At 54.3% G+C, this 25,517-nt stretch carries 25 protein-coding genes; 20 read left to right on the forward strand and 5 right to left on the reverse strand.

What is annotated here, in order from left to right; genetic code table 11:
• Window positions 1-57: 57 nt before the first annotated feature.
• The 19 genes from mioC to phoU all read left to right on the forward strand — a co-directional run bounded on the left by mioC (window position 58) and on the right by phoU (window position 19,491).
• Complete coding sequence (gene mioC / locus WM95_RS00070) at window positions 58-507, forward strand: FMN-binding protein MioC (protein WP_059445903.1); 450 nt, start codon at window positions 58-60, stop codon at window positions 505-507.
• 374 nt (window positions 508-881) lie between these two features.
• On the forward strand, window positions 882-2,771 hold the full coding sequence (mnmG, locus tag WM95_RS00075; protein ID WP_014072433.1) for a tRNA uridine-5-carboxymethylaminomethyl(34) synthesis enzyme MnmG: 1,890 nt from the start codon (window positions 882-884) through the stop codon (window positions 2,769-2,771).
• 107 nt (window positions 2,772-2,878) lie between these two features.
• Window positions 2,879-3,502, forward strand: coding sequence for a 16S rRNA (guanine(527)-N(7))-methyltransferase RsmG (rsmG, locus tag WM95_RS00080; protein WP_023309787.1), 624 nt, complete (start codon window positions 2,879-2,881; stop codon window positions 3,500-3,502).
• Window positions 3,503-4,118: 616 nt separating this feature from the next.
• Window positions 4,119-4,499 carry a F0F1 ATP synthase subunit I gene (gene atpI / locus WM95_RS00085; RefSeq protein ID WP_008500194.1) on the forward strand — a complete coding sequence of 127 codons (381 nt, stop codon included), beginning with the start codon at window positions 4,119-4,121 and terminating at the stop codon, window positions 4,497-4,499.
• Window positions 4,500-4,507: 8 nt separating this feature from the next.
• Entirely contained in the window at window positions 4,508-5,323 is an 816-nt protein-coding gene (gene atpB / locus WM95_RS00090; protein WP_023309789.1) for a F0F1 ATP synthase subunit A, read from the forward strand.
• Between the two features lie 49 nt (window positions 5,324-5,372).
• Window positions 5,373-5,612: a F0F1 ATP synthase subunit C gene (atpE, locus tag WM95_RS00095; protein WP_000429386.1), complete on the forward strand. Its 240-nt coding sequence runs from the start codon at window positions 5,373-5,375 to the stop codon at window positions 5,610-5,612.
• Window positions 5,613-5,660: 48 nt separating this feature from the next.
• Window positions 5,661-6,131 (forward strand): F0F1 ATP synthase subunit B, encoded by a 471-nt coding sequence (gene atpF / locus WM95_RS00100; RefSeq protein WP_014072436.1) that lies wholly within the window; start codon window positions 5,661-5,663, stop codon window positions 6,129-6,131.
• A gap of 14 nt (window positions 6,132-6,145) precedes the next feature.
• Window positions 6,146-6,679: a F0F1 ATP synthase subunit delta gene (gene atpH, locus WM95_RS00105; protein WP_023309790.1), complete on the forward strand. Its 534-nt coding sequence runs from the start codon at window positions 6,146-6,148 to the stop codon at window positions 6,677-6,679.
• Window positions 6,680-6,691: 12 nt separating this feature from the next.
• Window positions 6,692-8,233, forward strand: a complete 1,542-nt coding sequence (atpA, locus tag WM95_RS00110) for a F0F1 ATP synthase subunit alpha (RefSeq protein WP_006808751.1) — start codon at window positions 6,692-6,694, stop codon at window positions 8,231-8,233.
• A 51-nt stretch (window positions 8,234-8,284) separates the two neighbouring features.
• Window positions 8,285-9,148 (forward strand): F0F1 ATP synthase subunit gamma, encoded by an 864-nt coding sequence (gene atpG / locus WM95_RS00115; protein ID WP_008500191.1) that lies wholly within the window; start codon window positions 8,285-8,287, stop codon window positions 9,146-9,148.
• Window positions 9,149-9,179: 31 nt separating this feature from the next.
• Entirely contained in the window at window positions 9,180-10,562 is a 1,383-nt protein-coding gene (gene atpD, locus WM95_RS00120; protein WP_003862362.1) for a F0F1 ATP synthase subunit beta, read from the forward strand.
• A 20-nt stretch (window positions 10,563-10,582) separates the two neighbouring features.
• Window positions 10,583-11,002, forward strand: a complete 420-nt coding sequence (locus tag WM95_RS00125; protein WP_006177560.1) for a F0F1 ATP synthase subunit epsilon — start codon at window positions 10,583-10,585, stop codon at window positions 11,000-11,002.
• A gap of 138 nt (window positions 11,003-11,140) precedes the next feature.
• Window positions 11,141-12,511 (forward strand): bifunctional UDP-N-acetylglucosamine diphosphorylase/glucosamine-1-phosphate N-acetyltransferase GlmU, encoded by a 1,371-nt coding sequence (gene glmU / locus WM95_RS00130; RefSeq protein ID WP_045400470.1) that lies wholly within the window; start codon window positions 11,141-11,143, stop codon window positions 12,509-12,511.
• A 238-nt stretch (window positions 12,512-12,749) separates the two neighbouring features.
• Window positions 12,750-14,579 carry a glutamine--fructose-6-phosphate transaminase (isomerizing) gene (glmS, locus tag WM95_RS00135; RefSeq protein ID WP_023309792.1) on the forward strand — a complete coding sequence of 610 codons (1,830 nt, stop codon included), beginning with the start codon at window positions 12,750-12,752 and terminating at the stop codon, window positions 14,577-14,579.
• A gap of 321 nt (window positions 14,580-14,900) precedes the next feature.
• The gene (pstS, locus tag WM95_RS00140; RefSeq protein ID WP_008500186.1) at window positions 14,901-15,941 is read left to right on the forward strand and encodes a phosphate ABC transporter substrate-binding protein PstS; all 1,041 of its coding nucleotides are present in this window, start codon (window positions 14,901-14,903) and stop codon (window positions 15,939-15,941) included.
• Between the two features lie 127 nt (window positions 15,942-16,068).
• Window positions 16,069-17,028 carry a phosphate ABC transporter permease PstC gene (gene pstC, locus WM95_RS00145; protein WP_023309793.1) on the forward strand — a complete coding sequence of 320 codons (960 nt, stop codon included), beginning with the start codon at window positions 16,069-16,071 and terminating at the stop codon, window positions 17,026-17,028.
• A complete protein-coding gene (pstA, locus tag WM95_RS00150) occupies window positions 17,028-17,918 on the forward strand; it encodes a phosphate ABC transporter permease PstA (protein ID WP_023309794.1) in 891 nt (296 codons plus the stop codon). The genes pstC and pstA overlap by 1 nt, the downstream gene beginning before the upstream one ends.
• 47 nt (window positions 17,919-17,965) lie before the next feature.
• A complete protein-coding gene (gene pstB, locus WM95_RS00155) occupies window positions 17,966-18,739 on the forward strand; it encodes a phosphate ABC transporter ATP-binding protein PstB (protein WP_010426574.1) in 774 nt (257 codons plus the stop codon).
• 26 nt (window positions 18,740-18,765) lie between these two features.
• Window positions 18,766-19,491, forward strand: a complete 726-nt coding sequence (gene phoU, locus WM95_RS00160) for a phosphate signaling complex protein PhoU (RefSeq protein WP_008500182.1) — start codon at window positions 18,766-18,768, stop codon at window positions 19,489-19,491.
• Window positions 19,492-19,585: 94 nt separating this feature from the next.
• Here phoU and yieH read toward each other — a convergent pair whose 3' ends face one another.
• Entirely contained in the window at window positions 19,586-20,251 is a 666-nt protein-coding gene (gene yieH, locus WM95_RS00165) for a 6-phosphogluconate phosphatase (protein ID WP_063409389.1), read from the reverse strand.
• A gap of 164 nt (window positions 20,252-20,415) precedes the next feature.
• Here yieH and adeP point away from each other — a divergent pair, with 164 nt between their 5' ends.
• Window positions 20,416-21,753, forward strand: coding sequence for an adenine permease AdeP (gene adeP, locus WM95_RS00170; RefSeq protein WP_023309797.1), 1,338 nt, complete (start codon window positions 20,416-20,418; stop codon window positions 21,751-21,753).
• Window positions 21,754-21,844: 91 nt separating this feature from the next.
• Here adeP and WM95_RS00175 read toward each other — a convergent pair whose 3' ends face one another.
• The 4 genes from WM95_RS00175 to WM95_RS00190 all read right to left on the reverse strand — a co-directional run bounded on the left by WM95_RS00175 (window position 21,845) and on the right by WM95_RS00190 (window position 25,432).
• Window positions 21,845-22,411, reverse strand: coding sequence for an NADPH-dependent FMN reductase (locus WM95_RS00175; RefSeq protein WP_023309798.1), 567 nt, complete (start codon window positions 22,409-22,411; stop codon window positions 21,845-21,847).
• A 36-nt stretch (window positions 22,412-22,447) separates the two neighbouring features.
• Complete coding sequence (locus WM95_RS00180) at window positions 22,448-23,194, reverse strand: 4'-phosphopantetheinyl transferase family protein (protein WP_063409388.1); 747 nt, start codon at window positions 23,192-23,194, stop codon at window positions 22,448-22,450.
• A gap of 122 nt (window positions 23,195-23,316) precedes the next feature.
• On the reverse strand, window positions 23,317-24,288 hold the full coding sequence (yidZ, locus tag WM95_RS00185; RefSeq protein ID WP_063409387.1) for an HTH-type transcriptional regulator YidZ: 972 nt from the start codon (window positions 24,286-24,288) through the stop codon (window positions 23,317-23,319).
• Window positions 24,257-25,432, reverse strand: coding sequence for an MFS transporter (locus WM95_RS00190; protein ID WP_063409386.1), 1,176 nt, complete (start codon window positions 25,430-25,432; stop codon window positions 24,257-24,259). Before WM95_RS00190 ends, yidZ begins: the two co-directional genes overlap by 32 nt.
• Window positions 25,433-25,517 lie beyond the last annotated feature (85 nt).

Raw genomic sequence — 25,517 nt, forward strand, 5'->3', positions numbered from 1 at the left:
AGATCCCAGCTCGTTCACAGCGTACAATGACCGTCTCTTTATCTGGGCGAGCGATCAATGGCGGACATTACCCTTATCAGCGGCAGCACCCTTGGTGGTGCGGAATACGTAGCGGAACACCTGGCTGAAAAGCTGGAAGATGCGGGCTTTTCCACGGAAACCCTGCACGGTCCGTTGCTTGAAGATCTCCCGACTGACGGGGTCTGGCTGCTGATCACCTCCACGCACGGCGCGGGCGATCTGCCGGATAACCTGCAACCTTTATATGACGAACTGCTGGAACAGCAGCCCGACCTGTCAAACGTCCGTTTTGGCGCGGTGGGGATCGGCAGTCGTGAATATGACACCTTTTGCGGGGCAATAGAGAAAGTTGAAGCCGCTGTAACCTCTTGTGGAGCAAAACAGCTGGGTGAAACGCTCAAGATCAACATCCTCGATCATGACATTCCGGAGGATCCAGCCGAGATCTGGCTCGCGGAATGGAAAAATTTACTCAAAACCGATTAAAGATCGCGCGAACAGATGTGGATAACTCTGGTTAAAAGCTCGTATTAACCCGTAGTTATCCAAAGAACAACTGTTGTATCGTTTTTGACCTGTGTATAAAGTCGCGATCTGATCCCAGCTTATACTGTCCAGGATCACCGATCATTCACAGCAAACGATCCTTTCTAACTGCATGATCTTCTTTGTGAGATCGGACTTATCCACACAGGTTCGCGATCCTAATAAGAGATCACAATAGAACAGATCTCTAAATAAAAAGATCTTCTTTTTAATAGCCCAGGATCCCAATGCTTTCTCGAAAGACTAAAGTTGAGTAGAATCCACGGCCCGGGCTTCAATCCATTTTCATACCGCTTTACGCGAGGCAGACCACCATGTTTTATCAGGATCCTTTTGACGTCATCATCATTGGCGGGGGTCATGCAGGCACTGAGGCCGCAATGGCCGCAGCGCGTATGGGTCAGCAGACCCTGCTTTTGACACACAATATCGACACGCTGGGACAAATGTCCTGTAATCCGGCGATTGGCGGCATTGGGAAAGGACACCTGGTAAAAGAAGTGGATGCACTTGGCGGCCTGATGGCGAAAGCGATCGATCATGCTGGCATCCAGTTTAGGATACTAAACGCGAGTAAAGGTCCCGCCGTGCGTGCGACCCGAGCTCAGGCAGACCGCGTACTTTACCGTCAGGCTGTGCGTACCGCCCTGGAGAACCAGCCGAACCTGATGATCTTCCAGCAGGCGGTTGAAGATCTTATCGTTGAGAACGATCGCGTCGTAGGTGCCGTGACCCAGATGGGTCTCAAATTCCGTGCGAAAGCCGTGGTGCTGACCGTGGGCACATTCCTGGACGGTAAAATTCATATCGGTCTGGATAACTACAGCGGTGGCCGTGCCGGCGATCCGCCGTCTATTCCCCTGTCTCGCCGTCTGCGTGAACTGCCGCTGCGCGTCAGCCGCCTGAAAACCGGCACGCCGCCGCGTATTGATGCGCGCACCATTGATTTCAGCGTGCTGGCGCAACAGCACGGTGATAATCCGATGCCGGTGTTCTCGTTCATGGGCAATGCGGCTCAGCATCCGCAGCAGGTACCGTGCTACATCACGCATACCAACGAGAAAACCCATGACGTGATCCGCAATAACCTCGATCGCAGCCCCATGTATGCCGGCGTGATCGAAGGGATCGGCCCACGCTACTGTCCGTCGATCGAAGACAAAGTGATGCGCTTCGCCGATCGTAACCAGCACCAGATCTTCCTGGAGCCGGAAGGGCTGACCTCTAATGAAATTTATCCGAACGGCATCTCCACCAGCCTGCCGTTCGATGTACAGATGCAAATTGTTCGCTCAATGCAGGGGATGGAGAATGCGAAAATCGTTCGTCCCGGCTACGCTATTGAGTACGATTTCTTCGATCCGCGCGACCTGAAGCCAACCCTGGAAAGCAAATTCATCCACGGTCTGTTCTTCGCGGGGCAGATTAACGGCACTACCGGCTACGAAGAAGCGGCTGCGCAGGGCCTGCTTGCCGGTTTGAACGCCGCGCGCTTCTCCGCTGAGAAAGAGGGCTGGGCACCAGGCCGTTCTCAGGCGTATCTGGGCGTGCTGGTTGACGATCTCTGCACGCTGGGTACCAAAGAGCCGTATCGTATGTTTACCTCTCGCGCTGAATATCGCCTGATGCTTCGTGAAGATAACGCCGACCTGCGTCTGACCGAAATGGGCCGCGAGCTGGGTCTGGTCGATGACGAACGCTGGGCGCGCTTCAACGAAAAGCTGGAGCGCATTGAGCAGGAACGTCAGCGCCTGAAAACCACCTGGGTGAATCCGCAGGCGGAAACCGCCGCCGAAGTAAACGCTCACTTAACCGCGCCGCTGTCGCGTGAAGCCAGCGGGGAAGATCTGCTGCGCCGTCCTGAAGTCACCTACGAGAACCTGGTCAAACTGACCGCCTTCGCGCCGGGGCTGGAAGACGCTGAAGCGGCAGAGCAGGTTGAGATCCAGGTGAAGTACGAAGGTTACATCGCGCGTCAGCAGGATGAGATCGAAAAACAGCAGCGTAACGAAAACACGCTGCTGCCGGAAATGCTGGACTACCGCCAGGTGACGGGCCTTTCCAACGAAGTGATCGCCAAGCTGAACGATCACAAACCGGTATCGATCGGCCAGGCATCCCGTATCTCCGGCGTCACGCCTGCAGCGATTTCGATCCTGCTGGTCTGGCTGAAAAAGCAGGGCATGCTGCGCCGCAGCGCGTAATGCCCAGAACATTGCCCGGTGGCGCTGCGCTTACCGGGCCTGATGAACCCGTAGGGCGGGTAAGCGAAGCGCCACCCGCCACCTAAGTTTTCCAACAGGTATTCACCGTGCTCAACAAACTCTCTCGTCTGCTGGATCAGGCAGGTATTTCGCTCACCGATCACCAGAAAAATCAGCTGGTGGCCTATGTCGATATGCTGAACAAATGGAACAAAGCGTACAACCTGACTTCAGTACGTGACCCCAACGAGATGCTGGTACGCCATATTCTCGATAGCATCGTGGTTGCCCCGTGGCTGAAAGGTGAGCGTTTTATCGACGTGGGTACGGGACCTGGTTTACCGGGCGTTCCGCTGTCGATTGTTCGCCCTGAGAGCCACTTCACGCTGCTGGACAGCCTTGGCAAGCGCGTGCGCTTTTTACGTCAGGTACAGCATGAGCTGAAGCTTGAAAACATCACGCCCGTGCAGAGCAGGGTAGAGGAGTTCCCGGCAGAGCCGCCGTTTGACGGTGTTATCAGCCGCGCGTTTGCTTCGCTCAATGATATGGTGAGCTGGTGTAAGCACTTGCCGGCAGAGAATGGCCGCTTTTATGCGCTGAAAGGGCAGTTGCCAGGCGATGAGATTGAACAGCTCCCGGACGGTTTTGCTGTTGAATCCATCGAGAAATTACACATTCCTCAGCTCGATGGGGAGCGTCATCTGGTGATAATTAAGCCAAACAATTTTTAAAAAATTAATAAAAAATGTGGAATTTGTGCTGTTCTTCGCATGTTAAAAAACAGCACAACTACCGGGGATTTACCGGTGAGCTTTTAACCTCTTTTTCACTAAGGTTTTTCTTCAGGTTAACCTGGCCACTTTTATTCACCGAGAAGATAGTCATCTGTGAAAATATAAGTCTGCTAAAAGTGGGAGGCAGTAACCAGAACGCAATGTTAATTTTTTATTAAGAATGTCAATAAAACGTTTTTATTGTGTACTGGGCTGTTTTGAAAATAGTTACGACGTTTTGCTTTTAATTTCATAAAGTTAAATTTATGCGATTTGCGCCTTTGATAAATACAACCTTATCGCAAATGTGTGTTTTGTGATCTCGTGCACGCTTTATCGCCAACGTTTTCGCGCTGTTTGCAGTTTTGCTCGAAGGTTGACGCTTTCAGCGAAAGTTAAAAAATAGCGGTGGGGAAAAATATTTAAACATTTATTCACCTTTTCGCTACTTAATGTTTGAAATCACGGGTGCGCACCGTATAATTTGACCGCTTTTTGATGCTTGACTCTGAGCCTTAAAGGACGTTTTATACGACACGCGGCATACCTCGAAGGGAGCAGGAGTAAAAACGTGATGTCTGTGTCGCTCTTGAGTAGAAACGTTGCTCGTAAGCTTCTGTTCATTCAGTTTCTGGCTGTGATAGCAAGTGGACTGCTGTTTAGCCTCAAAGACCCCTTCTGGGGCATCTCCGCCGTGTGCGGGGGTTTGGCGGTTGTGCTGCCAAACGTGTTGTTTATGATTTTTGCCTGGCGTCATCAGGCGCATACACCCGCCAAAGGCCGCGTGGCCTGGTCCTTCGCCCTCGGCGAAGTGTGTAAGGTGTTGCTGACCTTTGCTCTACTGGTGATGGCGCTGGCGGTTTTGAAAGTGGTCTTCATGCCGCTGATAGCAACGTGGGTTTTGGTGCTGGTGGTACAAGTTCTGGCTCCAGCTGTAATCAATAACAAAGGGTAAAAGGCATCATGGCTTCAGAAAATATGACGCCGCAGGATTACATAGGTCACCATCTGAATAACCTTCAGCTGGACCTGCGTACATTCTCGCTGGTGGATCCACATAACCCCCCGGCCACCTTCTGGACGATCAACATCGACTCCATGTTCTTCTCGGTGGTTTTGGGTCTTCTGTTCCTGGCCATGTTCCGCGGTGTTGCTAAACGAGCGACCAGCGGTGTACCAGGGAAATTCCAGACATTCATCGAAATGATCATCGGCTTCGTCCATGGCAGCGTCAAAGACATGTACCATGGTAAGAGCAAGCTGATTGCTCCGCTGGCCCTGACCGTGTTCGTTTGGGTCTTCCTGATGAACCTGATGGACCTGCTGCCAATCGATCTGCTGCCGTTTATCGGCGAGCATATCTTCGGCCTGCCTGCGCTGCGTGTTGTACCGTCTGCGGACGTGAACATCACCCTGTCGATGGCGCTGGGCGTGTTTATCCTGATTCTTTTCTACAGCATCAAAATGAAAGGCGTAAGCGGCTTTGTGAAAGAGCTTACCTTGCAGCCGTTCAACCACTGGGCGTTTATTCCGGTCAACCTGATCCTGGAAGGCGTTAGCCTGCTGTCCAAACCTGTTTCACTGGGTCTGCGACTGTTCGGCAACATGTATGCGGGTGAGCTGATTTTCATTCTGATCGCGGGTCTTCTGCCGTGGTGGTCACAGTGGATTCTGAATGTGCCATGGGCCATTTTCCACATCCTGATCATTACGCTGCAAGCCTTTATCTTCATGGTTCTGACGATCGTCTATCTGTCGATGGCGTCTGAAGAGCACTGATTTTTTACCAACACTACTACGTTTTAATTGAAACAAACTGGAGACTGTCATGGAAAACCTGAATATGGATCTGCTGTACATGGCTGCCGCTGTGATGATGGGTCTGGCGGCTATCGGTGCTGCGATCGGTATCGGCATCCTCGGGGGCAAATTCCTGGAAGGCGCAGCGCGTCAACCTGATCTGATTCCTCTGCTGCGTACTCAGTTCTTTATCGTTATGGGTCTGGTGGATGCTATCCCAATGATCGCTGTAGGTCTGGGTCTGTACGTGATGTTTGCTGTCGCGTAGTAGTAGTTTTAAAACCCTAAGCCACAGAAATTAAAGAGGTATTGTGCTGTGAACATGAACGCAACAATCCTCGGCCAGGCCATCGCGTTTATTCTCTTTGTCTGGTTCTGCATGAAGTATGTATGGCCGCCTTTAATGGCTGCCATCGAAAAACGTCAGAAAGAAATTGCTGACGGTCTGGCTTCTGCAGAACGCGCTAAGAAAGATTTGGACCTTGCACAGGCCAACGCGACAGACCAGCTGAAAAAAGCGAAAGCTGAAGCTCAGGTAATCATTGAACAGGCTAACAAACGCCGTTCTCAGATCCTGGACGAAGCCAAAGCTGAAGCAGAACAGGAACGTACTAAGATCGTGACACAAGCTCAGGCAGAAATTGATGCTGAGCGTAAACGTGCTCGTGAAGAACTGCGTAAGCAGGTTGCGATTCTGGCTGTTGCTGGCGCCGAGAAGATCATCGAACGTTCCGTGGATGAAGCTGCTAACAGCGACATCGTGGACAAACTTGTCGCTGAACTGTAAGGAGGGAGGGGCTGATGTCTGAATTTGTTACGGTAGCTCGCCCCTACGCCAAAGCAGCTTTTGACTTTGCTGTCGAACACCAAAATGTCGATCGCTGGCAGGATATGCTGGCGTTTGCCGCTGAGGTGACGAAAAACGAACAAATGGCTGAGTTGCTTTCCGGTGCGTTAGCACCTGAAACTCTCGCCGCGTCGTTTATCGCCGTGTGCGGAGAGCAACTGGATGCCAACGGCCAGAACCTGATTAAGGTGATGGCAGAAAATGGTCGTCTCCGTGTGCTCCCGGATGTTCTTGAGCAGTTTGAGCACTTACGTGCCCTTAGTGAAGCAACCGCTGAAGTTGAAGTGACTTCTGCGACTGAACTGAGTAATGAACAGCTTGCGAAAATCACCGCCGCGATGGAAAAACGTCTGTCACGCAAAGTTAAGCTGAATTGCAAAATCGATAAGTCTGTAATGGCAGGCGTAATCATCCGTTCGGGTGATATGGTCATTGATGGCAGCGTACGCGGCCGTCTTGAACGCCTTGCAGACGTCTTGCAGTCTTAAGGGGACTGGAGCATGCAACTGAATTCCACCGAAATCAGCGAACTGATCAAGCAGCGCATTGCTCAGTTCAGTGTTGTGAGTGAAGCTCACAACGAAGGTACTATTGTTTCTGTAAGTGACGGTGTTATCCGCATCCACGGCCTGGCCGATTGTATGCAGGGTGAGATGATTTCCCTGCCGGGTAACCGTTACGCTATCGCACTGAACCTGGAGCGCGACTCCGTAGGTGCAGTTGTGATGGGTCCATACGCTGACCTCGCCGAAGGCATGAAGGTTAAGTGTACTGGCCGTATTCTGGAAGTGCCGGTTGGCCGTGGCCTGCTGGGTCGCGTTGTTAACACCCTGGGTGCGCCAATCGACGGTAAAGGTCCGGTTGAGCACGATGGCTTCTCTCCAATCGAAGTTATCGCACCAGGCGTTATCGACCGTCAGTCCGTAGATCAGCCTGTTCAGACAGGTTATAAGTCCGTTGATGCCATGATCCCAATCGGTCGTGGTCAGCGTGAACTGATCATCGGTGACCGTCAGACCGGTAAAACTGCGATGGCTATCGACGCCATCATCAACCAGCGTGATTCCGGCATCAAATGCGTGTACGTGGCCATCGGCCAGAAAGCGTCCACCATTTCTAACGTGGTTCGTAAACTGGAAGAGCACGGCGCACTGTCTAACACCATCGTTGTGGTAGCAACCGCGTCTGAATCTGCTGCACTGCAATACCTGGCACCATACGCCGGTTGCGCAATGGGCGAATACTTCCGTGACCGCGGTGAAGATGCGCTGATTGTATACGATGACCTGTCTAAACAGGCTGTTGCTTATCGTCAGGTTTCCCTGCTGCTCCGTCGTCCACCTGGACGTGAAGCGTTCCCTGGCGACGTATTCTACCTCCACTCTCGTCTGCTGGAGCGTGCTTCCCGCGTTAACGCGGAATACGTCGAGAACTTCACCAAAGGTGAAGTGAAGGGTAAAACGGGCTCTCTGACCGCTCTGCCGATCATTGAAACCCAGGCGGGTGACGTTTCTGCGTTCGTTCCGACCAACGTAATCTCCATTACCGATGGTCAGATCTTCCTGGAAACCAACCTGTTTAACTCCGGTATTCGTCCGGCGGTTAACCCGGGTATCTCCGTATCCCGTGTTGGTGGTGCTGCTCAGACCAAGATCATCAAGAAACTGTCCGGTGGTATCCGTACCGCGCTGGCACAGTATCGTGAACTGGCTGCGTTCTCTCAGTTCGCATCCGATCTGGACGAAGCAACCCGTAAACAGCTGAGCCACGGTCAGAAAGTGACCGAGCTGCTGAAGCAGAAACAGTACGCACCAATGTCTGTTGCTCAGCAGGGCCTGGTACTGTTCGCGGCTGAACGCGGTTACCTCGAAGATGTGGAACTGGCGAAAATCGGTAGCTTCGAAGCCGCTCTGCTGGCTTACGTCGACCGTGATCACGCTCCGCTGATGCAAGAGATCAACCAGACCGGTGGCTATAACGACGAAATCGAAGGCAAGCTGAAAGCTATCCTCGATTCCTTCAAAGCAACCCAATCCTGGTAATCGTCCGGCGGCTTGTCTCAGGACAAGCCGCCTGGCATTGAGGAGAAGCTCATGGCCGGCGCAAAAGAGATACGTAGTAAGATCGCAAGCGTCCAGAACACGCAAAAGATCACTAAAGCGATGGAGATGGTCGCCGCTTCCAAAATGCGTAAATCGCAGGATCGCATGGCGGCCAGCCGTCCTTATGCAGAAACCATGCGCAAAGTGATTGGTCACCTTGCAAACGGTAATCTGGAATATAAGCACCCTTACCTGGAAGAACGCGACGTTAAGCGCGTGGGCTACCTGGTGGTGTCGACCGACCGTGGTCTGTGTGGCGGCTTGAACATTAACCTGTTCAAAAAACTGCTGGCGGATATGAAAGCATGGTCTGAAAAAGGCGTTCAGTGCGATATCGCAATGATCGGCTCTAAAGGCGTCTCTTTCTTTAACTCCGTTGGTGGCAACATTGTCGCTCAGGTAACTGGTATGGGTGATAACCCGTCCCTGTCCGAACTGATCGGCCCGGTTAAAGTGATGTTGCAGGCCTATGATGAAGGCCGTCTGGACAGACTGTACGTTGTCAGCAACAAATTCATTAACACCATGTCTCAGGTTCCAACGCTCACTCAGATGCTGCCGTTACCGGCATCAGAAGATGACGAGCTGAAGCAAAAAGCCTGGGATTACCTGTATGAACCCGATCCGAAACCGCTGCTGGATACCCTGCTGCGTCGTTACGTTGAATCTCAGGTTTATCAGGGCGTTGTAGAAAACCTGGCCAGCGAGCAGGCCGCACGAATGGTGGCGATGAAAGCCGCGACCGATAATGGCGGCAGCCTGATTAAAGAGCTGCAGTTGGTTTACAACAAAGCTCGTCAGGCCAGCATTACTCAGGAACTCACCGAGATCGTCTCGGGGGCCGCCGCGGTTTAACCAGGTTTACGAATTACGTAGAGGATTCAAGATGGCTACTGGAAAGATTGTCCAGGTAATCGGCGCCGTGGTGGACGTCGAGTTCCCTCAGGACGCCGTACCACGCGTGTACGACGCGCTTGAGGTACAGAATGGTAACGAGAGCCTGGTGCTGGAAGTTCAGCAGCAGCTCGGCGGCGGTATCGTGCGTACCATCGCGATGGGTTCTTCCGACGGTCTGCGTCGTGGTCTGGAAGTCAAAGACCTTGAGCACCCGATCGAAGTCCCGGTAGGTAAAGCAACACTGGGTCGTATCATGAACGTATTGGGTCAGCCAATCGACATGAAAGGCGACATCGGTGAAGAAGAGCGTTGGGCTATCCACCGCGCAGCACCTTCCTACGAAGAGCTGTCCAGCTCTCAGGAACTGCTGGAAACCGGTATCAAAGTTATCGACCTGATGTGTCCGTTCGCGAAGGGCGGTAAAGTTGGTCTTTTCGGTGGTGCAGGTGTTGGTAAAACCGTAAACATGATGGAGCTGATCCGTAACATCGCGATCGAGCACTCCGGTTACTCCGTGTTTGCGGGCGTAGGTGAACGTACTCGTGAGGGTAACGACTTCTACCACGAAATGACCGACTCCAACGTTCTGGACAAAGTATCCCTGGTTTACGGCCAGATGAACGAGCCACCAGGAAACCGTCTGCGCGTTGCGCTGACCGGTCTGACGATGGCTGAGAAGTTCCGTGACGAAGGCCGTGACGTTCTGCTGTTCGTTGATAACATCTATCGTTACACCCTGGCCGGTACGGAAGTATCTGCACTGCTGGGTCGTATGCCTTCAGCGGTAGGTTATCAGCCTACGCTGGCGGAAGAGATGGGTGTTCTTCAGGAACGTATCACCTCTACCAAAACCGGTTCTATCACCTCCGTTCAGGCGGTATACGTACCTGCGGATGACTTGACTGACCCATCTCCAGCAACCACCTTTGCGCACTTAGATGCAACCGTGGTACTGAGCCGTCAGATCGCGTCTCTGGGTATCTACCCGGCCGTTGACCCGCTGGACTCCACCAGCCGTCAGCTGGATCCACTGGTTGTGGGTCAGGAACACTACGACACCGCGCGTGGCGTACAGTCCCTGCTGCAGCGTTACCAGGAACTGAAAGACATCATCGCCATCTTGGGTATGGATGAACTGTCTGAAGAAGACAAACTGGTGGTAGCACGTGCGCGTAAGATCCAGCGCTTCCTGTCCCAGCCGTTCTTCGTTGCGGAAGTATTCACCGGTTCTCCGGGTAAATACGTTTCCCTGAAAGACACCATCCGTGGCTTTAAAGGCATTATGGAAGGCGAATACGACCACCTGCCAGAGCAGGCGTTCTACATGGTTGGTTCCATCGAAGAAGCCGTGGAAAAAGCCAAAAAACTTTAACGCCTTAATCGGAGGGTGATATGGCAATGACTTACCACCTGGACGTCGTCAGCGCAGAGCAACAAATGTTCTCTGGTCTGGTCGAGAAAATCCAGGTAACGGGTAGTGAAGGTGAACTGGGTATTTTCCCGGGTCACGCACCGCTGCTCACCGCCATTAAGCCTGGTATGATCCGCATCGTTAAACAGTTCGGTCACGAAGAGTTTATCTATCTGTCCGGCGGCATTCTTGAAGTGCAGCCTGGCAGTGTGACCGTTCTGGCCGATACCGCTATCCGTGGCCAGGATCTCGACGAAGCGCGAGCCCTGGAATCGAAGCGTAAGGCTGAAGAGCACATTAGCAGCTCTCATGGTGACGTGGATTACGCTCAGGCGTCTGCGGAGCTGGCCAAAGCGATCGCGAAACTGCGCGTTATCGAGTTGACCAAAAAAGCGATGTAACACCGGCTTGAAAAGCACAAAAGCCAGTCTGGATACCAGGCTGGCTTTTTTTTTCGGCCTTAATTCATGATGAAAAAGATGTAGAATTTTAAGCATCAAACGTTTTTACTTCACACTCAAACTACCGTCAGGATGCGTATGTCAAACAGTGCGATGAGCGTGGTGATCCTTGCCGCTGGCAAAGGGACCCGCATGTATTCCGATCTGCCTAAGGTGCTCCACACGCTTGCAGGAAAGCCAATGGTGCAGCATGTCATTGATGCAGCGAACGAGCTGGGTGCCAGTCAGGTCCACCTGGTCTACGGTCACGGCGGCGATCTGCTTAAAAAGACGCTGAGCGATGACAAGCTCAACTGGGTGCTTCAGGCCGAACAGCTGGGCACAGGCCATGCGATGCAGCAGGCTGCGCCTTTCTTTGCGGATGACGAAGACATTTTGATGCTCTACGGCGATGTCCCGCTGATCTCCGTTGAAACTCTGACTCGCCTGCGTGAAGCCAAACCGCAGGGCGGCATCGGTTTGTTGACCGTCGTGCTGGACGATCCAAGCGGTTATGGTCGCATCACCCGTGAAAACGGCAACGTCACGGGTATTGTTGAGCACAAAGATGCCAGCGACGAACAGCGCCAGATTCAGGAGATCAACACCGGTATCCTGATTGCCAACGGCGCGGATATGAAGCGCTGGCTGTCCAGACTCGACAACAACAACGCGCAGGGTGAATACTACATCACCGACATCATTGCGATGGCGTACCACGAAGGGCGTGAAATTGCTGCCGTTCATCCGGCGCGCATCAGCGAAACGGACGGCGTGAACAACCGCCTGCAGCTTTCCCGTCTTGAGCGTATTTATCAGTCCGAGCAGGCCGAAAAACTGCTGCTGGCGGGCGTGATGCTGCGCGATCCGGCGCGTTTCGATCTGCGTGGTTCGTTATCTCACGGGCGTGACGTTGAAATTGATACGAACGTTATCCTCGAAGGTCACGTCACGCTGGGCAATCGCGTCAAAATTGGCGCCGGCTGCGTGATTAAAAACAGCGTCATCGGTGACGACTGCGAAATTAGCCCGTACAGCGTGGTGGAAGATGCCCGTCTGGACGCGGCATGCACCATCGGCCCGTTTGCGCGTCTGCGCCCGGGCGCTGAGCTGCTGGAAGGCGCTCACGTGGGTAACTTCGTGGAGATGAAAAAAGCGCGTCTGGGTAAAGGCTCGAAAGCCGGTCATCTGACCTATCTGGGCGACGCGGAAATTGGCAATAACGTGAATATTGGTGCAGGGACTATTACCTGTAACTATGACGGCGCGAATAAGTTTAAAACTATCATCGGTGACGACGTGTTTGTTGGCTCCGATACGCAGCTGGTGGCGCCTGTTACCGTGGGTAACGGGGTGACCATTGCCGCGGGAACAACCGTTACGCGCGATGTGGCCGAGAACGAGCTGGTGTTAAGCCGCGTTCCGCAGGTCAGCAAGCAGGGCTGGAAACGCCCGGTGAAGAAGAAGTAACGGATTTACCCCTCACCCTAACCCTCTCCCCACAGGGGAGAGGGGATCGTTCGGTGCGGTGTTTTTCTCCCTCGCCCCTTTGGGGAGAGGGCCGGGGTGAGGGGATAATATAATCCTCCCCCCATAAGCAGTACCCATAAAAATAACCCCACTCTCTACAAGGCTCGGGGCGCCCGGAAAGGGTAAATACAGGTCAGCGACAACGCAGGCATAATGCCTAAATTCGGAATCTAAAATTATGTGTGGAATTGTTGGCGCAGTTGCGCAGCGTGATATTGCTGAAATCCTTCTCGAAGGTTTACGTCGTCTGGAATACCGTGGTTACGACTCAGCCGGTCTGGCTGTCGTCGATGCAGAAGGCCATATGACCCGTCTGCGTCGTCTCGGTAAAGTGCAGATGCTGGCCCAGGCCGCGGAAGAACATCCGCTGCACGGTGGAACCGGTATTGCTCACACCCGCTGGGCGACGCACGGCGAACCGTCTGAAGGTAACGCGCACCCGCATGTGTCTGAACACATCGTGGTCGTGCACAACGGCATTATCGAAAACCACGAACCGCTGCGCGAAGAACTGAAAGCGCGCGGCTACACCTTCGTCTCTGAAACTGACACCGAAGTGATTGCTCACCTGGTGCACTGGGAGCTGGAGCAGGGCGGCACGCTGCGTGATGCGGTGCTGCGTGCTATCCCTCAGCTGCGCGGTGCGTACGGTACGGTGATCATGGATTCCCGCGATCCGTCCACATTGCTGGCCGCGCGTTCCGGTAGCCCGATGGTTATCGGTCTGGGCATGGGCGAAAACTTCATCGCTTCTGACCAGCTGGCGCTCCTGCCGGTTACCCGTCGCTTTATCTTCCTCGAAGAGGGTGATATCGCGGAAGTGACCCGTCGCAGCGTGACCGTCTTTGATACCAAAGGCGAGCAGGTGAAACGTCAGGAGATTGAATCGAATCTGCAGTACGACGCGGGCGACAAAGGCGCTTACCGTCACTACATGCAGAAAGAGATTTACGAGCAGCCAAACGCCATCAAAAACACGCTGACCGGGCGCATCAGCCACGGTGAAGTGGATCTGAGCGAGTTGGGCGCAAACGCGAACGAACTGCTCGGCAAGGTCGAGCATATTCAGATCGTGGCCTGCGGCACCTCCTATAACTCCGGTATGGTCTCTCGCTACTGGTTTGAATCCCTGGCTGGCGTGCCGTGCGATGTGGAAATCGCGTCTGAATTCCGCTATCGCAAATCCGCGGTGCGTCGTAACAGCCTGATGATCACCCTTTCCCAGTCTGGTGAAACGGCGGATACGCTGGCAGCGCTGCGTCTGTCTAAAGAGCTGGGTTACCTGGGCTCTCTGGCTATCTGTAACGTTCCTGGCTCATCGCTGGTGCGTGAGTCCGATCTGGCGCTGATGACCAAAGCGGGCACCGAAATCGGTGTGGCCTCTACCAAAGCGTTTACCACTCAGCTGACCGTTCTGCTGATGCTGGTGGCGAAGCTGGCGCGTCTGAAAGGTGAAGATGCGTCCGTTGAGCACGACATCGTTCACGGCCTGCAGGCGCTGCCGAGCCGTATTGAACAGATGCTGTCTCAGGACAAACGCATTGAAGCGCTGGCGGAAGATTTCTCCGACAAACATCACGCCCTGTTCCTGGGTCGTGGCGATCAGTATCCGATTGCGCTGGAAGGCGCGCTGAAGCTGAAAGAGATCTCCTACATTCACGCTGAAGCCTATGCGGCTGGCGAGCTGAAGCACGGCCCGCTGGCGCTGATTGACGCGGATATGCCGGTCATCGTTGTGGCACCAAACAACGAACTGCTGGAAAAACTGAAGTCTAACATCGAAGAAGTGCGCGCCCGCGGCGGTGTTCTGTACGTCTTCGCCGACAAAGATGCCGGTTTTGTCAGCAACGACAACATGCATATCATCGAGATGCCGCATGTGGAAGAGGTGATTGCACCAATCTTCTACACCGTTCCGCTGCAGCTGTTGGCCTATCACGTTGCGCTGATCAAAGGTACCGACGTTGACCAGCCGCGTAACCTGGCGAAATCGGTTACCGTAGAATAATCCCTTCAGGCTCCACCTTCGGGTGGAGCTTTTTTATCCTGCCCGGCTTGTTTTTCATCAATCCTTTCTCGTTTTTAATAATGACAATTTGTCATCTTCAGCTACTTTTTTCAGTGTCACATAAAGAAAATATTTCTGAAAACGCCTTGTCATAAAAGCGGCTAAAGCGATGAAAAATAAGCTTTCTTTTGCTTATTTTTAAGTGAAATTTACGTTGTCATAAAACTGTCATAATTCGTACATTTATCTGTCACCTGTTTGTCCTATTTTGCTCATCGTAGCCACTAAACAACGATTTACGAAAATCTTGCAGGAGACATTATGAAAGTTATGCGTACCACTGTCGCAACTGTTGTCGCCGCGACCTTATCTCTGAGCGCGTTCTCTGTATTTGCAGAAGCAAGCCTGACTGGCGCTGGTGCAACCTTCCCTGCGCCGGTGTATGCCAAATGGGCGGATACCTACCAGAAAGAAACCGGTAACAAGGTTAACTATCAGGGTATCGGCTCCTCCGGTGGTGTTAAACAAATTACCGCGAACACGGTTGATTTCGGCGCATCAGACGCTCCGCTGTCTGATGACAAACTAGCTCAGGAAGGCCTGTTCCAGTTCCCTACCGTGATCGGTGGCGTGGTCCTGGCCATCAACCTGCCGGGCGTGAAGTCGGGTGAGCTGGTGCTGGACGGCAAAACGCTGGGTGACATCTACCTGGGCAAAATCAAAAAATGGGATGACGAAGCGATCGCTAAACTCAACCCAGGCCTGAAGCTGCCTTCTCAGAACATCGCCGTGGTTCGCCGCGCGGATGGTTCCGGTACCTCTTTCGTGTTCACCAGCTACCTGGCAAAAGTGAACGAAGAGTGGAAATCTAAAGTCGGCTCCGGCTCTACCGTTAACTGGCCAACCGGTCTGGGCGGTAAAGGTAACGACGGTATCGCCGCGTTCGTACAGCGTCTGCCTGGCTCAATTGGTTACGTAGAGTATGCGTACGCCAAGCAGAACAACCTGTCCTACACCAAACTGGTTTCAGCCGACGGCAAACCGGTTAGCCCAACCGAAGAGAACTTTGCTAACGCCGCGAAAGGCGCTGACTGGAGCAAATCCTTCGCGCAGGATCTGACTAACCAGAAAGGCGAAGGTGCATGGCCAATCACCTCTACCACCTTCATCCTGGTTCACAAAGAGCAGAAGAAACCTGAGCAGGGCGCCGAAGTGCTGAAGTTCTTCGACTGGGCGTACAAAAACGGCGGCAAACAGGCTAACGCCCTGGATTACGCTACACTGCCGGACAACGTGGTTGAGCAGATTCGCGCTGCATGGAAAACCAACGTGAAAGACAGCAGCGGTAAAGCGCTGTACTAACAGGATATATTTAACGAAGATGGCGGGTGGCGCTGCGCTTACCCGCCCTACGGTTTAAGCTGTAGGCCCGGTAAGCGTCAGCGCCACCGGGCATATTCGTAAAACGTCTCAAACAGAAGAGTAATTTATGGCTGCAACCAAGCCTGCATTTAACCCTCCGGGTAAAAAAGGTGACATGATTTTCAGCGCGCTGGTCAAACTGGCTGCGCTGATTGTGCTATTGCTGCTGGGCGGCATTATCGTGTCTCTGATTTTCTCCTCATGGCCGAGCATCCAGAAATTCGGTTTTTCCTTCCTGTGGACTAAAGAGTGGGACGCGCCGAACGATATCTACGGTGCCCTGGTGCCGATTTACGGCACTCTGGTGACCTCGTTCATCGCCCTGCTGATTGCGGTTCCGGTGAGCTTTGGTATTGCCCTGTTCCTGACGGAGCTGGCGCCGGGCTGGCTGCGACGCCCGCTGGGTATTGCCATCGAACTGCTGGCGGCTATTCCAAGTATCGTTTACGGCATGTGGGGTCTGTTCATCTTTGCTCCGCTGTTTGCCACGTACTTCCAGGAACCGGTGGGTAACGTGCTTTCCGCCATTCCGTTTGTGGGTGCCCTGTTCTCTGGCCCGGCTTTCGGTATCGGCATTCTGGCGGCAGGTGTGATCCTCGCCATCATGATTATTCCGTACATTGCGGCGGTGATGCGCGATGTCTTCGAACAAACGCCGGTGATGATGAAAGAGTCGGCCTACGGCATCGGCTGCACCACCTGGGAAGTTATCTGGCGCATTGTCCTTCCGTTCACCAAAAATGGGGTGATCGGGGGCGTGATGCTGGGTTTAGGTCGTGCGCTGGGTGAAACCATGGCGGTCACCTTTATCATCGGTAACACCTACCAGCTCGACAGCGCGTCGCTCTACATGCCGGGTAACAGTATTACCTCGGCGCTGGCGAATGAATTTGCGGAAGCGGAATCGGGGCTGCACGTAGCGGCGCTGATGGAGCTGGGTCTGATTCTGTTCGTTATCACCTTCATTGTTCTGGCGATTTCCAAGTTGATGATTATGCGCCTCGCTAAAAATGAGGGAGCACGCTAATGGCAACTCTCGAAATGCAAGCAACCGCTGAACTGGCGGAATCCCGCCGCAAAATGCAGGCCAGACGCCGCATGAAAAACCGTATTGCCCTGTCGCTCTCTATGGCGACGATGGCATTCGGCCTGTTCTGGCTGGTCTGGATCCTCTTCTCGACGGTCGTTCGCGGGATTGACGGGATGTCACTGTCGTTGTTCACCGAAATGACGCCGCCGCCGAACACGGCGGGTGGTGGCCTGGCGAATGCCCTGGCGGGCAGCGGCCTGCTGATCCTCTGGGCGACGGTCTTCGGCACGCCGCTGGGCATTATGGCGGGCATCTACCTGGCAGAATACGGTCGTAAATCCTGGCTGGCCGAAGTCATTCGCTTCATCAACGACATTCTGCTGTCTGCACCTTCTATCGTCGTGGGTCTGTTTGTTTACACGGTGGTGGTGGCACAGATGGAACACTTCTCCGGCTGGGCGGGTGTGATTGCACTGGCGCTGCTGCAGGTGCCGATTGTTATTCGTACCACCGAGAACATGCTGAAACTGGTGCCGGACAGCCTGCGTGAAGCGGCTTATGCGCTGGGTACGCCGAAATGGAAGATGATCTCTGCGATTACGCTGAAGGCGTCCGTATCCGGGATCATGACCGGTATCCTGCTGGCGGTTGCGCGTATCGCGGGTGAAACTGCGCCGCTGCTGTTTACGTCCCTCTCCAACCAGTTCTGGAGCACGGACATGATGCAGCCGATCGCCAACCTGCCGGTGACGATCTTTAAATTTGCGATGAGCCCATTCGCGGAATGGCAGCAGCTGGCCTGGGCCGGGGTGCTGATCATTACCCTTTGCGTGCTGTTGCTGAACATTCTGGCGCGCGTCATTTTCGCGAAGAAGAAACACGGTTAATTTTTTACGGCGCTGCAGCTCGCGGCGCCGAATGAGGAAATGAGTCAATGAGTATGGTTGATACTGCCCCGGGTAAGATTCAGGTTCGTGATTTGAACTTCTACTACGGCAAATTCCATGCCCTGAAGAACATCAACCTGGATATCGCGAAGAACCAGGTCACGGCATTTATCGGTCCGTCCGGCTGCGGAAAATCCACGCTGCTACGTACCTTTAACAAAATGTATTCGCTCTATCCGGAGCAGCGCGCTGAAGGTGAAATCATCCTGGACGGTGAAAACATTCTGACCCAGGCTCAGGATATCGCCCTGCTGCGCGCCAAAGTGGGGATGGTGTTCCAGAAACCAACGCCTTTCCCGATGTCAATTTACGACAACATCGCGTTTGGCGTGCGTCTGTTTGAAAAACTCTCCCGTGCCGATATGGACGAGCGCGTGCAGTGGGCTTTGACCAAGGCCGCATTATGGAACGAAACCAAAGATAAGTTGCACCAGAGCGGTTACTCTCTCTCCGGCGGTCAGCAGCAGCGTCTGTGCATTGCGCGCGGTATTGCTATTCGCCCGGAAGTGTTGCTGCTGGATGAGCCGTGTTCAGCGCTGGACCCGATCTCAACCGGCCGTATTGAAGAGCTGATCACCGAGCTGAAGCAGGATTACACCGTGGTTATCGTGACCCATAACATGCAGCAGGCTGCACGTTGTTCCGATCACACGGCGTTTATGTACCTGGGCGAGTTGATTGAGTTCAGCGATACGGACGCGCTGTTCACCAGGCCCGCGAAGAAACAAACCGAAGATTATATTACTGGCCGCTACGGTTGATTTGCCTTAGTGCATGTGGAGAAACCATGGACAACCTCAATCTTAATAAACATATTTCCGGCCAGTTCAACGCAGAGCTGGAAAGCATTCGCACCCAGGTAATGACCATGGGCGGCATGGTCGAGCAGCAGCTTTCTGATGCGATTACGGCAATGCACAATCAGGACAGCGAGCTGGCGAAGCGCGTCATTGAAGGCGACAAAAACGTCAACATGATGGAAGTCGCTATCGACGAGGCCTGCGTGCGCATTATCGCGAAACGCCAGCCGACGGCGAGCGACCTGCGTCTGGTGATGGCAATCATCAAGACCATCGCCGAGCTGGAGCGTATTGGTGACGTTGCGGATAAAATCTGCCGCACCGCGCTGGAGAAATTCTCTCAGCAGCACCAGCCCCTGCTGGTGAGCCTGGAGTCGCTGGGCCGCCACACCGTGCAGATGCTGCACGACGTGCTGGATGCCTTTGCGCGTATGGATCTGGACGAAGCGGTGCGTATCTACCGTGAAGACAAGAAGGTCGACCAGGAGTATGAAGGCATCGTGCGTCAGCTGATGACCTACATGATGGAAGATTCACGTACGATCCCAAGCGTACTGACCGCCCTGTTCTGCGCGCGCTCTATTGAGCGTATCGGCGACCGCTGCCAGAATATTTGCGAATACATCTTCTACTTCGTGAAAGGTCAGGACTTCCGTCACGTGGGCGGCGACGAGCTGGACAAACTGCTGGCGGGTAAAGATCCGAAAGAGTGATTTTACCCTCACCCTAACCCTCTCCCACAGGGAGAGAGGACAATTCGGTTTTCTCCCTCTCCCCTGGGGAGAGGGTCGGGATGAGGGGGAAAACTCAGCGAGTAATATTCCACCCGCGTGCCTTCCACAGCGCTGGCAACTGCGCCAGATCGGTAAAGGTCGTCACGTTCGGATGAGCGATCGGCTTGTTGTGCGGGTCGGCGCAGAAGTAAAACACCTCCATCCCCGCATCAATCCCCGACTGCGCGCCCGCAGACGAGTCATCCACCAGAATGCAGTTCTCTACGTTGACGTTCATTGCTTTTGCCGCATGAAACATCAGCGCCGGGTCTGGCTTCCAGCGCTGGATATCGTAGCCGCTGAACAGTTTTTCCGGGAAATGGTGCAACATCTCAAGCTTGCCCAGCGAATGCTGCATTTTGCTGACCGGGCCGTTAGAGACGACGCAGACAGGCACCGTCATCGCATCCAGCAGCGCGTTTGCGCCCGGAATGACCTCCAGCTCCGAATCAAACAGGCGTGCGACCTCGGCGCGGTACACCGGTTCCAGATCGGCTTTCGCCAGATCCACACCGTGTTCCCGGTTAATGATGTCGATGATCTCGTAGAGCTTCACGCCCTTAAAGCGTTTAAACACCTCTTCGAGCTCCAGCGTAATGCCAAATTCCTTGAACATAGTGACATACGCGCGGGAACAAATGACCTCACTGTCGACCAGCGTACCGTCGCAGTCGAAAAATACCGCTTCAATTCCGGACATGCCTTTCCCTTTTAACAAGTTTAACGTTTACGTACGGCAGTTCGCCGGGACGCAATCGTTGCCGTATAAGCAAAATCAATGAAAAAAGTATCACGTAACCGCCACTATTGTCGCATTTTGGTATAGGATAGCGACGAATTTTCCCTCCTTGTTCGGAATTGATGATGAGTCAACAACACACTACCCAGACGTCTGGTCAGGGTCTGCTTGAGCGCGTTTTTAAACTGCGCGAGCACGGCACAACGGCACGCACCGAAGTGATCGCTGGTTTCACCACCTTCCTGACGATGGTCTATATCGTTTTTGTGAACCCTCAAATTCTGGGCGTTGCTGGCATGGATACCAGCGCCGTCTTTGTAACCACCTGCCTGATTGCGGCCCTTGGCAGCATTCTGATGGGTGTGTTCGCTAACCTGCCGGTTGCGCTGGCACCGGCGATGGGCCTGAATGCGTTCTTCGCATTCGTGGTTGTTCAGGCGATGGGGCTGCCGTGGCAGGTTGGCATGGGCGCCATCTTCTGGGGCGCGGTTGGCCTGCTGCTGCTGACCATTTTCCGCGTGCGTTACTGGATGATTGCAAACATTCCCGTGAGTCTGCGCGTGGGCATCACCAGCGGTATCGGTCTGTTCATCGGGATGATGGGGCTGAAAAACGCCGGCGTTATCGTGGCGAACCCGGATACGCTGGTGAGCATCGGTCACCTGACCTCTCATAACGTGCTGCTGGGCGTGCTGGGCTTCTTTATCATCGCGATCCTGGCTTCCCGCAATATTCACGCGGCGGTGCTGGTCTCCATCGTGGTCACCACCCTGCTGGGCTGGATGCTGGGCGACGTTCACTATAACGGTATTGTCTCCGCGCCACCGAGCGTCTCTACCGTGATTGGTCATGTCGATCTGGCGGGTTCCCTGAACCTGGGCCTGGCGGGCGTGATTTTCTCCTTCATGCTGGTCAACCTGTTTGACTCCTCCGGCACGCTGATTGGCGTGACCGACAAAGCGGGCCTGGCGGATGAAAAAGGCAAATTCCCGCGCATGAAGCAGGCGCTGTTTGTGGACAGCGTCTCCTCTGTGACCGGTGCTTTTATCGGAACCTCGTCCGTTACCGCGTACATTGAATCTTCTTCCGGCGTGTCCGTGGGCGGCCGTACCGGCCTGACGGCGGTGGTCGTGGGTATTCTGTTCCTGCTGGTGATCTTCCTCTCTCCGCTGGCGGGTATGGTTCCTCCGTATGCGGCAGCCGGCGCGCTGATCTATGTGGGGGTGCTGATGACCTCCAGCCTGTCACGCGTGAAGTGGGATGATTTAACCGAAGCGGTGCCGGCGTTTATTACCGCCGTGATGATGCCGTTCAGCTTCTCGATTACCGAAGGTATCGCGCTGGGCTTTATCTCTTACTGCGTAATGAAGATCGGTACCGGCCGCTTCCGCGACCTCAGCCCGTGCGTCATCGTTGTGGCGCTGCTGTTTGTGCTGAAGATTGTGTTTATTGATGCCAAATAAACAGCAAGTCCTTTTCGAAGAAAAGGGCTTTAGTGTTTGCACCCTCTCCCGTGGGAGAGGGCTGGGGTGAGGGCATCAGGCCACAATAAGCTTACGCCTTCACCCGCTTAATATAATCCCCAAACGCCGTCAGCTGGCCAGACAGATGATCGCGCGTGCTCTGATCCACCACTTCACCCGTTTGCGGGTCGACCTTGTTCTGAATCACACCACCCATAAATTCCGGCTTGTTCATGACCATCGCATCCAGGAACACCAGGATCTGGCGCAGATGATACTGGCAGCGCGCGCCGCCAATCGCGCCCATTGAGCTGGTCTGGATCAGCACCGGCTTGCCTGCCAGCGGCTGCTCAGGTAAACGGGACAGCCAGTCGATGGCATTCTTCAGGCCACCCGGAACCGAATAGTTATACTCCGGCGTGACGATGACCACGCCGTCAGCCTGGCGGATCTGCTCTGCCAGCGCCTCAACGCTCTGCGGAAAACCCTCTTCCTGCTGTACGTCAGCATCATAGAGCGGAATATCGCCAATAGACGGCAGGGCGCTAATTTCCATTCCTGCCGGTGCCAGCTGTGGCAGCGTGCGGGCAACCATCCCGTTAAATGAACCTTTGCGCAGGCTTCCCAGTAACGTAACTACTTTCAACGTATCAGACATGATTACTCCTGTTTCATCATGATGACCCTGATCGGATCAGCTAAGGGTGAATGCTTTTTCTGCCGGTAAACTGGTTAAACGCATCAGGCGTGCGGCGGGCTCGTTGGCGCGCTCGGGCACATCAGGAAGGCTACGCCATCCCTGTTGGCTGTCAAATTCCCAGATTTTCATGCGTTCGATGGCGGGGGTAACCGCAATGGACCAAATGAGCACATCCTCCGCGTCACTGAGCGCCTCTACCAGCGTGGCCTGGGCGGCACGCAGACGTCCGGAGCCTGGCAGCAGCTGCAGCAGGCTGGCGTCGTCTGAGGCGCATCCACAGAGCTTGCGGATGCTCTGGCGCAGGGTAATGAGCTGGGCTCGAGCTTCGACAGGGTCGTTCTGGTTGCGGACCCACAGCTTTTCGTTGCTTGAGAGCGGATAGTCTTCATGCGCATTACTGCCATGGAAGCTGCGCGTCGCGCGCTGAAGCTCCATATCCAGCCCACAATCCCCTTCGGTGGTCAGCGCGACGCCAATGATATTGCCCGCGTAGGCAATCGAAAAACGAGGGAGATCCGGGTCGGCAAAGACCGGGCGGCCTTCGGGTTGGGTAATGATGTCCGGCAGCTCGCTGGTGCCGTACAGCATAAAAAGCAGTTCTGCGAGAAGCGCTCTGGACGCTAAATACCGCGTTCTGCGGTGTTCCGGGAGAGTGAGTGCTTCACTGTGACAGGCTGAAGAAATTCTTGCCGATACGAGACGTCCTTCTGTAAGTATCCCTCTTGCAAAGTGCGTAGCCATTTTTCGCTCCTTGATAATGGTCGTAATCGGTTAAACGGTTACATGATTATCGCTTAACTTGACTCCTGTTTTAATCAGTAAATGGGAGTAAGAGAAGCCTCAGGACCGAACTTTACATTTTCTTAGGAAAAAATTGGATCGCTGGCACCGTATAGCGCCTTGATGGTTTCCCGCAGCCAGAGGATTTTCGGATTATGGCTGTTCCGTTTATGCCAGATCAGCGTGAAGGGAACGGTAAGCTTTTCAGCCTGCGCTTCGTCAATGGGAATAGGCAGCGCGATCAGCTTCCGCTGGTGAAGTTGATTGTAGTGATGACAGTAGTGCGGAGCCGTGGCGATATAGTTGTGACCGGGCTGGGCCGCCATAAACATCGACTGCTCAAAGCCCGGCACGCTCATGGCAATGTTTCTCTCCCGACCCATCTCCTTTAGCACTTCGTCCAGTGCCCAGGTGTCGCTGCGTTCCCAGAAGATGCTGATGTGCGGGTAGCGCAGGAAGGTCTCAAGATTCCATTCGTCCTGTAGCGCGGGGTGATCCTCACGCAGATACACGCACGGACGGTCGCTGAACAGGATCTCATAGTCGATGAACCACGGCATTAGCTTCAGCAATTCACGCGATCGCGGGTGCGTTTCGCGTCCGGTGAATCCCAGATCCACCTCTCCACGCGTAATGGCGTCCAGCGAGTCATAATCCCAGTGACGCATCTTCACCGTCGCCTGCGGATAGCGCTGGTTCACCTGCTCCAGCAGGGCGTTAAAGCGGATCAGCATCAACGGCGTTTCGGCGGCCAGCACAAACGTTAGCCCGCCCGGGGAATCATGGTGGAATTTATCGAGGATCTGGTTGCCGATTTGCATCCAGTCAGCCAAATCCTGCTCGAGGCTTACCGTCAGCGGGGTCGGCAGCAGCCCCAGCGGCGTTTTGACAAACAGCGGGTCGTCAAACCAGTCACGCAGCTTGGCCAGCGATTTACTCACCGCAGACGGCGTCACGTTCATCCGCTTCGCCGCTTTGGTGACGCTGCGCTCCTGCAGCAAAAGCTGCAGGCACAGCAACAGGTTAAGATCGAGACTGCTGATGGGCTTCTTCATAATGCGCCGCGGGCTGGATGACCATAAGTAAGGTAATGCACAGTATGCTACAGCCAATCAGAACCCCGATCAGCATATTCAGCGCGTTAAGCCCGATGACCGCCGCCAGCCAAATCCACAGCGACGAGCCGCAGACCTGCGCAATTCCCAGCACCGAGCTTGCCACGCCTGCCCGCAGCGAGAAAGGGCCAAGCGCCTGGCTCATCGCCACGCCAAAGCCAACCGAGAACCCGGCACAAATAAGGGTAATACCCGCCAGCATCACCGCATGCGAGCTGGTGGTTGCCTGGATCGCGCCAGCCGTGAGGAATAAAACCTGTGAGGTTAGCATCAGCGTGCGCTGGCTGAAAACATTTAGCGCAAACGGGGTGGTGAACGAGACTGCCATACTGACCATGGCGGTTAATGCCATCACCGTTGAATACTCACCCCGATCGAAGCCCATGGTTTCCATCAGTAAAACCGGGGAAACGTTTACATAGGTCAGGATCACCGCCACGCTTAACGTGGTCACGGTCAGACGACTGAGGAAAAAGCGGTTAAGCAGCTTCTCGGCTGGGTGAATAGTTGCGGTATGACCGGTATTCTGCGAGCCCGGGTGGGTCTCTTTCAGCACGGCGATAGACAGGATAAACACCAGCGCGCCCATCGCCGCCATGGTCCAGAACAGGCTCTGCCACGGGAATTTCAGCATGATCAGATATCCCACGACCGGGGCCAGCACCGGGATAATGCAGGTAATACCGTTCAGCATCGAAAGCACCTTAGCGCGACGCTGGGCGCTTAAGGTGTCGCGCAAAATGGCAAACGCGACGACGTAGCAGCCACCGGCGCCAATGCCCTGGATAAACCGTCCGGCCAGGAACAAGGTGCTGCTTTGGGCCTGTGAGCAGAGAAGAGAGGCCAGGGCAAAAATGATGGCGCCGCTTATCGCGACGGGTTGACGGCCTGCCTTATCCGCGATCTTCCCGGCAAAGACCATAGACGACGCCATCCCCGCGAGGTAGGCCGAAAACGCGATGTGCAGCTGCGCTTCGCTGGCGCCCAGATCGCGGGCGATGTGCGGCAATCCCACCAGATACATATCAATGCCGGACGGATAAAGCAGAACTAAAGCGAAGCTACAAAACAGAAAACGCGCCATAAACCCCCCATAGATGCAGGCATGCAGGATAGGGGGTGAAAAGGGATTAGGCGAGTTGCCATTTGGACAATGGTGATTTCCCTGG

Origin of the sequence: Enterobacter cloacae complex sp. ECNIH7 (assembly GCF_002208095.1) — a bacterium.
GTDB lineage: Bacteria > Pseudomonadota > Gammaproteobacteria > Enterobacterales > Enterobacteriaceae > Enterobacter > Enterobacter cloacae_M.

Coding starts and splice junctions, on each gene's coding strand:
- atpE (WP_000429386.1), top strand. CDS start 5,373: ATGGAAAACCTGAATATGGATCTGCTGTACATGGCTGCCGCTGTGATG.
- WM95_RS00125 (WP_006177560.1), top strand. CDS start 10,583: ATGGCAATGACTTACCACCTGGACGTCGTCAGCGCAGAGCAACAAATG.
- yieH (WP_063409389.1), bottom strand. CDS start 20,251: ATGTCCGGAATTGAAGCGGTATTTTTCGACTGCGACGGTACGCTGGTC.
- atpB (WP_023309789.1), top strand. CDS start 4,508: ATGGCTTCAGAAAATATGACGCCGCAGGATTACATAGGTCACCATCTG.
- atpG (WP_008500191.1), top strand. CDS start 8,285: ATGGCCGGCGCAAAAGAGATACGTAGTAAGATCGCAAGCGTCCAGAAC.
- yidZ (WP_063409387.1), bottom strand. CDS start 24,288: ATGAAGAAGCCCATCAGCAGTCTCGATCTTAACCTGTTGCTGTGCCTG.
- pstB (WP_010426574.1), top strand. CDS start 17,966: ATGAGTATGGTTGATACTGCCCCGGGTAAGATTCAGGTTCGTGATTTG.
- atpI (WP_008500194.1), top strand. CDS start 4,119: ATGTCTGTGTCGCTCTTGAGTAGAAACGTTGCTCGTAAGCTTCTGTTC.
- WM95_RS00190 (WP_063409386.1), bottom strand. CDS start 25,432: ATGGCGCGTTTTCTGTTTTGTAGCTTCGCTTTAGTTCTGCTTTATCCG.
- mioC (WP_059445903.1), top strand. CDS start 58: ATGGCGGACATTACCCTTATCAGCGGCAGCACCCTTGGTGGTGCGGAA.
- glmS (WP_023309792.1), top strand. CDS start 12,750: ATGTGTGGAATTGTTGGCGCAGTTGCGCAGCGTGATATTGCTGAAATC.
- atpA (WP_006808751.1), top strand. CDS start 6,692: ATGCAACTGAATTCCACCGAAATCAGCGAACTGATCAAGCAGCGCATT.
- WM95_RS00175 (WP_023309798.1), bottom strand. CDS start 22,411: ATGTCTGATACGTTGAAAGTAGTTACGTTACTGGGAAGCCTGCGCAAA.
- atpD (WP_003862362.1), top strand. CDS start 9,180: ATGGCTACTGGAAAGATTGTCCAGGTAATCGGCGCCGTGGTGGACGTC.
- glmU (WP_045400470.1), top strand. CDS start 11,141: ATGTCAAACAGTGCGATGAGCGTGGTGATCCTTGCCGCTGGCAAAGGG.
- mnmG (WP_014072433.1), top strand. CDS start 882: ATGTTTTATCAGGATCCTTTTGACGTCATCATCATTGGCGGGGGTCAT.
- WM95_RS00180 (WP_063409388.1), bottom strand. CDS start 23,194: ATGGCTACGCACTTTGCAAGAGGGATACTTACAGAAGGACGTCTCGTA.
- phoU (WP_008500182.1), top strand. CDS start 18,766: ATGGACAACCTCAATCTTAATAAACATATTTCCGGCCAGTTCAACGCA.
- pstA (WP_023309794.1), top strand. CDS start 17,028: ATGGCAACTCTCGAAATGCAAGCAACCGCTGAACTGGCGGAATCCCGC.
- atpH (WP_023309790.1), top strand. CDS start 6,146: ATGTCTGAATTTGTTACGGTAGCTCGCCCCTACGCCAAAGCAGCTTTT.
- pstS (WP_008500186.1), top strand. CDS start 14,901: ATGAAAGTTATGCGTACCACTGTCGCAACTGTTGTCGCCGCGACCTTA.
- pstC (WP_023309793.1), top strand. CDS start 16,069: ATGGCTGCAACCAAGCCTGCATTTAACCCTCCGGGTAAAAAAGGTGAC.
- adeP (WP_023309797.1), top strand. CDS start 20,416: ATGAGTCAACAACACACTACCCAGACGTCTGGTCAGGGTCTGCTTGAG.